The 13,633-nt window shown below is 55.8% G+C and carries 4 protein-coding genes; all 4 read right to left on the bottom strand.

Annotated features, from left to right (window positions below; translation table 11 throughout):
- A partial coding sequence (locus FFS28_RS14820) for a two-partner secretion domain-containing protein (RefSeq protein WP_137849923.1) occupies window positions 1–8,291 on the bottom strand: 8,291 nt, incomplete at its 3' end.
- Between the two features lie 14 nt (window positions 8,292–8,305).
- Entirely contained in the window at window positions 8,306–10,039 is a 1,734-nt protein-coding gene (locus FFS28_RS14815) for a ShlB/FhaC/HecB family hemolysin secretion/activation protein (protein WP_137849922.1), read from the bottom strand.
- 17 nt (window positions 10,040–10,056) lie between these two features.
- Window positions 10,057–11,052, bottom strand: coding sequence for a fimbrial protein (locus tag FFS28_RS14810; protein ID WP_137849921.1), 996 nt, complete (start codon window positions 11,050–11,052; stop codon window positions 10,057–10,059).
- Entirely contained in the window at window positions 11,049–13,616 is a 2,568-nt protein-coding gene (locus FFS28_RS14805; protein WP_283204943.1) for a fimbria/pilus outer membrane usher protein, read from the bottom strand. Before FFS28_RS14805 ends, FFS28_RS14810 begins: the two co-directional genes overlap by 4 nt.
- Window positions 13,617–13,633: the final 17 nt, after the last annotated feature.

Below are 13,633 nucleotides of genomic sequence, written 5' to 3'. Positions count from 1 at the left end.
CCGTTCCACTGCTTGTGCTCAGGCGTTTTCGGCATGTCCATGCCGGTCTGACCGGTGGACGAACCTGGCGAAAGCTTGACGTCGGTGCCTTTCGGATTGCTCGACGGCGTCACGCCGTTGGTCATATCACCGTTCCACTGCTTGTGCTCAGGCGTTTTCGGCATGTCCATGCCGGTCTGACCGGTGGACGAACCTGGCGAAAGCTTGACGTCGGTGCCTTTCGGATTGCTCGACGGCGTCACGCCGTTGGTCATATCGCCGTTCCACTTTCTGTGCTCAGGCGTTTTCGGCATGTCCTTGCCGGTTTTACCGGTTGCAGATCCCGGAGAAAGCGTTGGGTAGTTCGTATTCGGAACGTCCCATTTTTTCTTCGGTGTGGTGCTGTCAGCCGGTTTCGGCGCAGGCTTCAGGTCATCGGCTTTCGACGGCTTAACGGCAGGCACATCTTCGCTGTGCGCGGTCTCAGACGGGGTGGTATCCGTCTTCGTCGTGCTGTCAGCCGGTTTCGGCGCAGGCTTCAGATCGTCGGCCTTCGACGGCTTAACGGCAGGCACCTCTTCGCTGTGCGCGGTTTCAGACGGGGTGGTATCCGTCTTCTTCGTGCTGTCAGCCGGTTTCGGCGCAGGCTTCACCTCATCCGCTTTCGACGGCTTAACGGCAGGCACCTCTTCGCTATGCGAAGTCCCAGACGGGGTGGTGTCCGTCTTCTTCGCGCTGTCAGCCGGTTTCGGCGCAGGCTTCAGAGTGTCGGTTTTTGACGGCGTAACGGCTGGCACATCTTCGCTGTGCGCAGGTTTCGCTGGCGTAACCTCTTTCTTCCTGGTGCCATCGCTCGAATGCTTCGACGAGCCGCCGCCAATGTGGTTGTCGTTCGGGGTATCGACGTCGTAGCTGCCTTTTTTCTTCTTACCGATGCCAGGATCCGCAAGGGTATAGGAGATATTGTTACCCGCTTCTTTTTCATCGCGGGTGACAACGGACATCTCATCCTTGTTGGTGTTGATCTCGCCAGTCGTACCTTTGCTGGTGGTGCCCCCCACGGAAATGGTGGATTTCTGCGTTTCGTTACGGTGGATCTCATCGACCGTATCCACGTAGATGTTAGCCGATGGAATGCCGCCTTTTTTACCCGGCAGACCGCCGATACCTACGCCGCCACCGCCGTACAGGCCGTCCTGCTCAACGGTATCTTGCAGATCTTTGGCGTTGATATTGCCCGCAACGTTGACCTCACCGGTGCCATTGTCCGAGACGATATTGGCGCCCGCCATGTTCAGGTCGCCGCCGGTTTTCACCTGCACGTCGTCCGTGGTGTGAATGCCGGACTGCTTCGCGGTGGTTGCCGAGTCGTGAGCCTCTGAACCGCCGCCGCCGTTAACGGCCCCGGTAGGCATCACGCCTTTAGCCGATACGGCAACCCCCACGGATGCGCCCCAGTTGGCACGCTCGTTGTCCGTGTGAACCGTGTCCTGGAGGGAGTTAACGGTCATGTCACCTGCAACATCCACATCCGCAGTATTGGCGTCAATGTTGGCACCGCTCATGGTCATGTCGCCGCCGGACTTAATTTTGACGTCGCCTGCCGTAATGGTGCTGTTGGTGTAGCTGGTGCTGTTGCCTGTTCCGGTCTCTTTGCTGCCGCTATAGTCAACAGACGCGCCGCCGCTCACGCCGGAGAGATCCACGCCTACGCCAGCCGTGATGCCCGCCGAGTGCTCCTCGGTGGTGTTGCTATAGCTGGTTGTGGATTTCGCCGCGTTCATGGTCACATCGCCGCCTGCGTTAATTTCAACGTTCTGGCCGCTGATGTCTGTCCCGTTCAACGTGGTGTCTTTTTTGGTGTTGATCGAAACGTTATTCGCGTTGATGTGGTTAATGTTTTCCGCCGTAGAGGTGGAGGTCGAGTGCGATTTAGACGAACTGCCACCAATGGTAACGGAACCGCCCGCCAGATCGTTGAGCAGCAGGTTAGAGGCCTCGCCCAGCACTTCCGCTGCCGTTGTTCCGGCGTTGGCTGACTGGCCTTCGGTGCCTTTTTCAATCAGGTTACCGGCTTTATCGATGGTATCCACGATGGTGCTGTGGGCCTCACCCTTGATGCCAAACGACGTTTCTTTATGGGATGAGGTGTTTTTCATCTCATCTTCATATTTCGTGGTCGCGACGTCCTCGGCGTTGATGGTCAGTGAGTCGCCCGCGCTGAGATCTGCCCCGCCGATATCAACGGTTTTACCTGCTTCAATCGTCCCGGACTGGCCGAAGTTGATTGCGGCATTGGTGTTCTTTTTGCTGTCGGTGACGGACGAGTCGCTGGAGGTGCTCATACCAAACGTGAAGCCAGCCGTATCATTGACCGGCGCACGGCCAGGCTTCTTGCCGATAGCGGAGGTGTCGGATTCTGACCCTGCGCTGACATAGTCGCCGGAGGTGGTTTCGGTGCTGCCGCCGTCCATGGTGCCGTAGCTGGTGTTAACCGACTGGCCGCCACCGCTGACGCCCGCGCTGATGACAAACTCGCGTGACGAGCTGTGCTGCTCTTCGTGAGCCACATCCTGGGACGTTTTGATCGTCACGTCATTTTCAGCGGTAATGCTGCCGGTCTGGGCGTTGTAAGTACCGCCTTCCATCACCACGTCGTTTTTGGCGTCGATGCTCATGTTGCCGCCAGCGGAAACATTCGCGCCAATGGCTTTACCCGTGGTGGTTGAGGTATCAGACATCGTGAAGTTGAGCGCGCTTCTGACGTCGTTATCAATGATGCGCGTGGCGTCAATTTCATGCAGGTCATTGAAGGTGACGTCGCCGTCGGTGGCCTTCATGCTCACATCCTGGCCCGCCGTAATATCCGACGCGTTGGAGGTGATGGATTTGGCCTCCATGTTAATGCTGCCGCCCGCGGTGACGCCGTCCTCAAAGGCGTGGATCACCTGTTTGCCGCTCTCATCGCGTCCTACGCTGGCCGTCATGGTGATGTCACCTTCCGCCGCGGACATGTTCACGTCGCCCTCAGCGTTGATCGCTGCGCCGTTGTTATTGATATTGCCGCTGGTGCTGGACATATTGATGTCGCCGCCCGCAGAGATACCCGCGCTCATGCCGTTGCTGATGTTGTTGATATCGCCATCAGAGACCAGCGTCATGTCGCCTTTGGATGAGATCGTACCGTTGGCGTTATTGATGCTGTCCGCGTCGACGTTCATCTCGCCGCCAGCATGAATGGTCGCGGTGCCGCCGTTAACGTCTCCGCTCTCCATCTGACGAAGCGTTTCAGGGCACAGGTACACGACCGGAACCATCACATCTACGCCGTTCACCGTCTGATTAACGAACCAGACGATATCGGAGTCCAGCCCGTTGCGCTGCTCCTCGGTCAGGGATTGACCGACAACCAGCCCCAGCTCGCTGTCCTGTGCCGCCACGCCTGCATTGTCCATCAGGGCCTGCACCAGCGCGTCGCCTTCCAGACCATCACGGATCGCAAAGAAGCTGCCGACTGAACTGCTGATTTCACGGCGGATCAATTCTGAGGTGAAGTAGTTATCCCCAATAACGTTAACCGGCTTCTGCGGGTCATAACCCACCTGATCAAAGAAGTAATCCGAGCCGGTATACGCGCTCTGATCGATCATTGACGGACGCGTTTCAAAGATTGGAACGATATTGTTGGCTGGCCCCGGATAAGCGGTGCCATTTTTTTCTGCTTCGGCGGTTTTCTTAAAGTCGGTCGAGACTTCAAACATGCCCGGAATAGAGACCATGTCCTTGATGGTTGGCATCGGGCTAATGCCCATCGCCAGCTCGTCAATTTTTTTGGTGTTGACCTGGACATCGTAACCGGCAATGACCGTATCGACGGTGTATTCGCCCACGTCGATATCGCTCACGTTGCTGTGGCTGTTAACCACCCCGGCGCCTGCAATACCGTTATCCAGCTTGCCGCTTTTATGCGTAAAGTTACCGCCAGCGGTGATCTCGCCTTTTTCAGACGGGACGAAGTAGGTTTTATTGTTTTTTAATGCTTCATTATTGGTCGCCGTGACGCTCGCCCAGATATTACGCATCGTACCGTAGTCGGTGGTTTGCCAGGTTTCACCGAAGATGTCGGACATCATTTTGTTGAAAAGCGTGGACTCGTTTCCGGTCATCACGACGGCGTTGTACCAGATCCCTTTTTCAGGATCGTCACTGCCTGACTTACCGGCTGCTGCGCCATTGCCAAACTCGAAGTCGAGGAACTGATAAAGGGTATCAAAATTCCACGTTGACGTATGGTAGGCGCCTAAATGCCACTGATAGGTGATCCCGCCCTGCGTCTCTAACGGCAGCTGCAGATAATCATAAATGGACATTTCACCGTATTCCGGTGAGTTGTAGATATCACCGCTAACCGTAATATCTTTCGCCGCCTGAATCAGACCGCCTTTGTTTGTGATCTGTTTTCTGTCGAAGATATTGCGCTGGTTGATATTAATGTTGCCGCCCGCGCTGATCTCCGCCTGATGGTCAAGTTTCAGTCCCGAGGTCACAATCGGCATTGAGAAGTTAATCAGGGTTTGAGATTTGGTCGCGAGATGTTCAACGGTGTTATAGACCGCACTGGCGTTCTGATACCCCGTCATGGAGATTTCGTCGCCGGTGTAGCTACTTTCGTTTCTGATGGATTCCGCGTCTAAATTGACGTCCTTCTCAGCGCGAATAATCCCGGCCTGGTTATAGATCTCCTTCGCGATAATCGACATATCGCCCATGCTGAGCACGTTACCCGACACGCCATTGAAGAAGTTACCGTTACGGGCATCCAGACTCAGGTCGCCCATCGTCCACAGCAGGCTACCGGCATTGTTGGTGATGTTGCCCGCGGTGACGTTGAGATCGCCCCCGGTCACGATAGACATGGCGTTGGTGAAGTTACCGTCTGCATTCAACGTCAAATCGCCAATCGCTTCCATCTGGGTGCTATTGGTAAAGTCGCCGTGCGTGGTGATCGCCATCGCGCGTCCGGCGTTGATATTCTGGTTATTGGCGTCGAGGGTCAGGCTATTGTCGACGTTGAGCGTGAGATCGCGTCCGGCCTCAAGAATACCGGCCGTGTTGTTCAGGCTGGCGAGAGCCAGCTGCAGATCCCGGTCGGCGGTGATGGAGGCGTTGGCATCGTTTTGCAGGTTTTTGGTCGCAACCGCAATGTTAGTGCCCGCAATCACTGCGTTAGTGGTGTTTTTGATGTAGCCTTTCTGTACATTCAGCGAGGTCGTTTTGGCCCCGGCGAGCACGGCTTCATCGCTGTTGTTCAGGTTGCTCGCCACGTTCAGCGTCAGGTTGTTATCCGTCGAGACAATGGCCGCGCCGTTCTCGTTGGTCACATTTTCTGACGTCACGGTCACATCGCCGCCCGCCACCAGGGTGGAGTTTGAACCGTTTTCGCTGCCGCTGTTGAGCAGGGAATTTGCCGCGACGGTTAACGCACCGTCAACGGCCTGAATCACCCCGCCGGAGAGGTTAGTCAGCACGCCAACGGCGTTCAGCACCGTGTTCATGCTGGCCGTGATCACCGCCTGGTGGGAGTTGGTCAGGGAATCCACATCCTCGATCGTCAGGTTACGCAGGGCCATGAGCACATGGTCGCTCCCGTCGTTCACCAGGCTTCGAATATTGCGGATAATCAGATCGGTGCCCGCCTGCACCACGCCGTTATTGTGCAGCGTGTCGCCGTTCTGCACGGTTATGCTGCCGTCGCTGAGGATCACCGAGGCATTGTTCAGCGTATTCACGCCGTCCAGGGTCATGTTGCCCGAGGCGAGGATCGCCGCGTCAGTACTGTTGTTCAGCGTACCCACGTTTTTGATGCTGAGGGCATGCTCAGACTGGATCACCGCGCTGTTGCTGTTGTTGAGCGTATGCACCGTGTCGATCGTCACGCTGCCGCTGCCGACCATTGCGGCGCTGTTCGTGTTCGAGACGTTGGTGATATTCAGCATCGCCAGCGCACCGTCTGCCACCAGCTGTGACGCATCGTTGGTGAGGGTGCCAATGTTGGACAGGGTCAGATTGCCGCTGCTGTAGACAGTGGCATCGCGGGTGTTCGTCAGCGTGCCGATGTGATCCAGCAGGATGGACGTTGCCTGAATGCCGGAGGCCGTGTTGGTCAGCGTTGTTGCGCCGGACAGATCCATCGTCCCGTTGGCGAGCAGAACGGCGTCGCCCGTGTTGCTGAGCGTCGCCATATTGGTCAGGGAAATGTTTTCCCCCTGGATCCGGCTATTGTCGTTGGTCAGAGCGGTCGTATGCGCGCCGTCCAGCGTGAGGTTTTCGCCCGCCAGGATCGCGCCGCCGTGAGTGTTGTTCAGCTGCTTGCTGACGTTCAGCGCGATATCGCCCGCTGCGCTCAGGGTGCCGCCGTTGTTATTCAGCTTCGCCGCCTTCACCTGCGCTTTTTGCCTGGCGTTCAGCGTACCGCTGTTTTCAAGCGTCGCGTCGGCGTTGGAGGCGGTCAGGGTAACGTTTTTCCCCTCGATCTTGCCCTGGTTCTTGATGGATTTACCGCTGGCAGCGAGGGTGACATCTTTTTCGTTACTGATGATGTTTCCGCTGTTGTCGACGTCGCCGCCCACGTTCAGGCTGACGGCCGCCGCATCACCCACGAGGGTGCCGCTGTTGGTGACATTGCCGGTCGTGGTGATCTGCAGTGCGTCACGGGTCGCCCCGATGTTTCCACGGTTGTTCAGCGCGCTGGCGTTCATCACCAGCCGTTTTTCCGCGAAGATGCGGCCATTGTTGTCCAGGTTCCCGACGCGCAGCGTCTGGTTGTTGGATGCGTAAAGCACGCCGTCATTTTTCAGTGAGCCGGACGCAATCGTCAGATCACCCGTCGCGCTGACGGAACCGCTGTTCACAAAGGCCTCTTTCAGGGTGAACTGCAGGGTGCCTTTTTTCGCCAGGACGCTACCGCCGCTGTTATTCATGCTGCCTGCGGTAATCTGCACATCACCGCTGTGGCTGGTCACCTGCGTATCCGAGATCAGCGAGGCAAACGGCACTTCAGCGCCGTTGACCTTCACGACGAAATCGCCGTTTTTCAGCGTCACTACGCCGCCAGCAATGACCTTACCGTTGGCGTCCAGCGCCTGCAGTTTGCCGTTCAGGGTATACTGGCCCGCCACGTTAATCTGAATCGCCGGAACGGTAGTGGTGGTGTTGTTGGTCACCAGCGAGGCGGCGTTTTGCACCAGCGAGCTGGCATCAATGCGGATTTTACCGGTTGAGGCGATCACGTCATTATTCAGCGTGATGCCCGCCAGGGCGTTCATGATAATGTCGTTTTTCGCCTGAACGCCGGAAGTGGACTTGTTCAGGGTGATATTCTTGCCGGAGAGCGACAGGTTCTTCTCGCTCGACAGGCTGGCGAGCGTAATGTCGCCATCCGCGCTGATGTCCAGGTCGCTGCTGGCGATAATGCCGCCAGCATGGCGGACGCCCGCCCCGGATTCGGTGCTGATCAGCTGGATCTTGCCGCCGTACATGGAGCCAAGCGCGCTACCGTCGATAGCAACGGCCGGACCCCGCCCGTCGCCTTTGTTACGCACGGTGTGGCTACGGGTCGCAAGATCGTAATCGTTCTGGCCCGCCAGCACTTTGATGTCTGCTTTACCGGCAATTTCGCCTTCCAGCTGCGCGCTGCGGCTTACGATGTCGAAGTAGCCCAGCCCGTCGGTATTAATGCCCTGACCGGTGACGGATACCGCCCCTTTTTCGACTGCCAGCTTATAGGAGCCGTCGTTATTTGCCTGCACCTTACCGGTGCTGAGGGTCAGGCTGTTGGCATTGATGGTGGTTGCGCCGTTCACGCTAATGCCGTTTTCGTTGGCAATGATGATGTCGGCCTTTTTACCGAAAACTTCCATCGTGCCGTTAATGTAGGACGCTTTCGCGCCCGTCACTTCGCTGATAATGGCGCTGGCTTCGTGCTGCAGCTGGGCGTTTTTTACCGCATAGCCGCCAATTTTCGTCACGCCGTCCTGCATGCTGTTGTTAAAGATCATCCCCTGTTTTTCAACGTTAAACTCGTTGAATTTATTCATGGAGATACCTTTCGCATTAGGATCGGCAATATTGACCACCGGCGTACCGTTGGCCGCCTGGCCCATGGTTGGACCTTTAGCCTGACGTGTATCAGGCGTTGTTGCCGCATCAGCGGTGGCCGAGAGAATGCCTGCCAAAGACAGATATAAAGGACAGAGCCGCTGATGCAAATTGCGCGTGGTTATTTTTCCGCTGCGTGTGTTTTTGTTTTTCATTATTCTTCCCTTTGTTAGAAGTTAATTTCCGTTTTGTAATAAACCACCGTGTTATCGATGGTTTCTTCTTCCATTGAGTCTGGTTTTTTAACGGGCCATCCTGCCATCACATAGGAAGAGAAATGGCTGCCAGTGGCTTTAACACCCACGGATGCGCCCATCATGAATTGGCTGTCGCAGACATTGACGCCTTTCGGGCAATTATCTTTTGTAAAGCCAAAGTCGTAGCCAATATAAGGCGTCAGCTGGTAAATACCGGCCAGTCCAATATCGAAAGGAAACTGCAGGCTGTTGGCAATCCACGCGCCGTTGTCGCTCATCACGTTGTCGTCTTTGAAACCACGAACGGTGTATTCATCGCCGATAGTGACTTTGGCATCACTCACCAGCACATCCGGCGTGTACTGAAAACCGCTGTTCAGCTCATAGGTCATGCCGAGTCTGCCGAACTTGGCGAGCGGGCGCGTCCAGGAGGCAATACCGTTGTACTTCATGTAATCGACGTCGAAACCTTCCAGGTCTTTATCGCCATCGCGGGCGGAACCAAACCACGGCACCGCCGCGGTGACGCTCAGATCGCCATAGAACCAGCCGCCGCCCATTGCGCCAACGTAGGTCAGGCCCGACGCCAGCGAGGTGTAGGTTTTTGAGCTAACGTCAATGCGCGCGTTTTCGATGCCGTTGTAGTTATCCCGGCGTTCGACCTTCATCCAGGCGCTGGTTTTACCCGTTGCGCCACGCACCAGCATGCGGCTGATACGCAGGGATGCACGTTCGGAGGTACCATCGGAATCGTAAATGCCGAAACCGCCGTCGATGCCTTTTTCGTATTCAGATTTGTAATAGCTGGTATCAAAACCCCAATAGCCCAGCGGCACGCTGTAGCTAAATGACCAGGAGTCCTGCTTATCATTCGTATTTTTCAGGTCGTTCCAGGAGTAATACGCATTAAAGATGTCGTTCAACCCGGCAATATTCTTTGCCGTCAGGCTGCCGTAATATTGCTGCCAGCCGTCTGATTTATTCCCGGAGTTATTTAACCCCGCCGCCGCGTCAAGCGGGAATGAGGGCTGACGAATCAGGTTAAGATCGGAATAACCATTAATGATTGAGGGCTCGACGTGAATATTATCCCCCTGCGATACCCGCATCAGGTTCTCAACCATCTGGTCGACATCCTGCATATTCAGGATCTTGTCTTTGGCAAACGGGTAGGCAGTAAAAAGACGCGTGCTATCACGCAGCCCCGGCGCCTGGCCGTTAACCTTAAAAGCGTTGATCTTTCCCCACAGCACGCGAAGCTTGAGCGTACCGCTCTTGATGTTGCCGGGATCGATGCTGATAAGTGTGGTGGCATAGCCACGGGAAATATAAAAATCCGTTAACTCTTTCACTAAGGTGAAGATGTCAGATTTGCCCAGATCTTTACCCAGATAGCGCTGGACGATCTCCTCGCGCTGCGGCGAACCGTCGAACAGATGATCGTCGAGGATCTCGATGTGGGTTACGTTGAACTTCCACGATGAGTCAGCCGGCAGGCCGGACTCCGCGTCTTCTCCACGACTGGCGCGCTGTTGTTGCAACAACGCTTCCGTTCTTTTCGCCTCTTCAATCAGATACTGGTTGCTCTGCCGCTCCAGGCGGTCAAGCTCCTGCTTGTTCTGAACAGAGGGCAGCGTGGCGGCATGGGCCACCTGCAGTAAAGGCAGTAAGAACAGGACTTTTTTCATTTTAAAATGACAACGCATCTCTCTCTCCCTGAGCGTTATTTAATGCGAACGGTGTATTGAACGGCGCCGACAACTCTGCCGGGGGTGAGGGCGGTCTTACGATCGACCCCACTGCCAACGTAGATTTGTGCCTGATAGTTTTTGGTGAGCGTGGAGGCGGTATAGATCTTCTCATTACCCAACACGATCGCGGATCCGTACTTCTCAAAAAGGCGAATACTAAAATTGCTTGCATAACCGTCGCCGCTTTCAACGCCGATCACGCCGGACAACGCGCCTAATGGGGTGTTAATTAAGGAGTTGAAGGTGATGCCAATATCTTCCGTGGAAGGGCAACCCACGGTGATGCTGAAATCTTTTTTAACACCCTGAAAACTGTCGTTGTTTTGAAAGTCGGCGATGTTATAGGTGCCCAAATCGATGTTTGTTGCCGAGGGGTAGATTGTGCACGCGGCGGTAATCACCTTTATGGCAACACCAAAGTTGATGGCCATAATCGGCAGTTTTTCGCTCGCATCGGCGGTCGGGATCACCATTGCTTCAGCCACCTTACCGGCTGGAATGACGTATTCCCCTTCAGGCATCGCGCCGGTCTGGACCATTTCCACCAGCACCGTGCTGTTTCTCACCCCGCAGCCGGTGGAACAGGTGGTCGGCGAACCCGAGTTACCCGGCAGCCAGGAAGATTCGGTCTGCGTAGGCCAGCGCATGCGAATACCAATCCCCGGGATTTCGGTGTTATAGACATGATCAAGCTGCGAACGGATATAGCTTCGCGAGTAGCTTGAATGCCATGAGGATTGTGTGGAGGCGTCACAGGTGTAGCTAACGTCCGGCACCTGGTAGGACTTGCTCCATAAAACTTTGCCGACCTCACGCTGCTTAATGACGTTAAGCGTGATGTCGTCCATGATATTCAGCGTCGCCAGAGGGGACGTGCGGGTGCACAACGCCGCATAGGCGCTGGTGCATGTTAAAGATAAAAACGCCGTGGATAAAAGAATCAGCGCAGCCGTAAAGATCCGTCTCATGGTGTTGCCCCGTTATTGATGCAGGTAATTTCAGTAGCCTTAAACGCCTCTTCCTCGGATGGCTGATCCTCAGCGCCTTGTTTCACATAACGCGCAACGCACTGTGCGGGCTGTTTATTTTTCTTCCACTGGAGGGTGAAGTCGTTTTGGCCTTCCTTGAGCGACACCATCGCCACGCCGTTTTGCCCGACCATGCCGATGGCGTTGTGCGATGCATCCAGCACCGACGCACCGAAGGGGATCACCTCCCCGGAAGGCTGCACAAAGCGCACAAAGCTCTGGCTATTGGCCTGGGTGTCCATTTTGATCAGCACGGCCGCGCCGGAGGTAGGCACGATGGTTCGGCGGGTATCGTCTACCTCGACGGTATACGCGGTGCCTTTCGGGTCGGCGTACACCTCGTTGTACTTGTAAGGCACCAGATACCCGACAATGCCGTAGCCGTTGTCTTTGATGACGGCCTGGGAATCCGGGTAGATGCGGGAGCCTTCTGCGCCTTTTGCTTCTACGATGCCGATGGTGTCTGCCAGGGTAGGTACCAGGTTGATGCCGCCTTCATGCACCACCACGCCGCCGTTCAGGTTGACCCCACCCATAAAGGAATCCCGGGACTGGCTGTAGGTCATCCCGCCCGAGGCGCTTTCGCCCGTGTAGGAGAGGTTCATGCCGAAGTTGGTTTCCGGCGTGTTGGACTGGCTGAAATAGCCGCCAAAGCCAAACTGCGAGCGTTCCCCGGCGGAGCCGTTCAGCGAGGTACGGAAGTTAGCTTCATCACTGTTATAGCTGAAGTTCGCCCCCAGGCGAGCCTGCTTCTCGTAGTGGTGGCCGAGCGGCATACTCATGTTCAGATAGAGCGTATCTTCGTGGCCGCCATCGTCGTTATTGGTCCGGCCAAGGGAGATCCCCCAGGTCGTGATGCCAAACTGGTTGTTGTAGCCCAGCACGAAGTTCGACTTTTCATTCCGGCCCTGTTCGTTGTTCCAGACGTTGCCCACAAAACCACTGACGTAGAAGCTTCCCCAACCGGCGGGAAGCGTCTGGTTGATGTTGGCTTCCAGGCGCTCGCGATAGCGTTCCGGGAGATAGTCATCCTCATCGGCTTCAATCGAGCGCTTCAGGCTGACCGCATCGCTCAGGGAGTAGAAGTTCGCGCTGGAGTAGCGATAGCCAATCAGGCTGAAGTTCGTCCCGGTGGTCGGGAGCGTCTTCGCCAGGCTAATGCGCAGGCTCATATTGCAGAAGGTGCCGCAGTCGGCGGTGTCCGGCTGTCCCTCGAAGCGGGTAAAGGAGCGCGTCACGTCCACGCCTAGCGCGCCCAGTCGGGTGTTAATCGCAAAACCGGTCATCAGCGACGAGTAGTCGCCTTCGAACGCGCTCTGCCCGCCAACGTATCCGGTAAAGTTATTGAATAAGCCGTACTGAAACGTGCCCTCAACCGCTTTCGGGTCCTCTTTCAGCCAGGTATCGCGAATTTCACCGGCGGCCACAGAGTAGCGAGAGTAACCTTCGCGCAGCAGCTGCGGCACGCTGGAGTAGGGGACCACGAAGTAGGTCTCTTTGCCGTTGGTCTCTTTTACGGTGACCTCAAGATCGCCGTTATAGCCGGTCGCATAGAGATCGCTGATGGCGAACTCCCCTGGCGGCACCACCTTTTCATACAGAGTGTTGCCAGCCTGCTTGATGGTCACCGTGGCATTGCTGTTGGCGATGCCGCGCACCACCGGAGCATAGTTGCGGACGGAGTCGGGAAGCATGCGATCGTCCGTGGCGAGACGAACGCCACGCAGGGCAGTGGTGTCGAAAAAATCCCCAGTGGTATTCATATCGCCCAGCACAATCTGCGATTGCAGCGGCGCAATCGCCCGCTCTGCATAGGCCTGGATATGCTGCACGCCGGTATTTTCAGTGTCGCTGCCGGAACTCAGGCTGTCGTAAGTCGTAAAGCGCCACGCGCCCAGCGCAAGGGTGTTGTGCAAATTGCTGTAGAGATAGGTCGCGTTATCCTGGGTGGGGCGATAACGTGAACTGGTAGCGCTCAGCGTATAGGAGGACATCAGCGCCGGCACGCCGTTATCCCATAACTCCGGGCTTACGTAACCCGCAGGCGTGTTAAGCAGCATCGCCTGGGGAATAGTGACATCCAGCTGTTCTTCTACCGCGTTATAATTAACCGTCGCGCCTTTAATCAGCTCAGGAAGAATAATGCAGCTATTCAGCTTCCAGTCAGGAGGAAGTTTTGATGTGTCGACGTCAAAGCGGACGACCATTTCGGGCGTCATGCAGGCGTTAAATCCCTGCTCGTTATTTGCCGCCACAAAGGTGACGGGCCAGGTATCAACAGGCTTGAGATTGCTATATACCTCAAGCGTATATTTACCCGGCTGTATTTTTTCTACGCCGTCAAATTGCGTCAGATCGATTCCGCTATCGTAATACTTCATAAACCCATGAGAAAATGTCATCGGCTTACTGGCATCACTGGCAAAAACTGTGGATGGTGCGCTTGTCACCGAAATGACAAAGCCACTCACCACCCAGAGAGTGTAAGTTTTTTTGAAAAACATCGACATATCACCGTCCT

The sequence above is a fragment of the Enterobacter sp. 2VL genome, from assembly GCF_005503595.1.
GTDB classification, from domain to species: domain Bacteria; phylum Pseudomonadota; class Gammaproteobacteria; order Enterobacterales; family Enterobacteriaceae; genus Enterobacter; species Enterobacter cancerogenus.
The sequence above is the reverse complement of the archived record's forward strand: the minus strand, read 5'-3'. Positions and strand labels throughout refer to the sequence as shown.

Excerpts from the sequence above, each read along its gene's own strand:
- FFS28_RS14815 (WP_137849922.1), bottom strand. The coding sequence starts at position 10,039 with ATGCGTTGTCATTTTAAAATGAAAAAAGTCCTGTTCTTACTGCCTTTA.
- FFS28_RS14810 (WP_137849921.1), bottom strand. The coding sequence starts at position 11,052 with ATGAGACGGATCTTTACGGCTGCGCTGATTCTTTTATCCACGGCGTTT.
- FFS28_RS14805 (WP_283204943.1), bottom strand. The coding sequence starts at position 13,616 with ATGTTTTTCAAAAAAACTTACACTCTCTGGGTGGTGAGTGGCTTTGTC.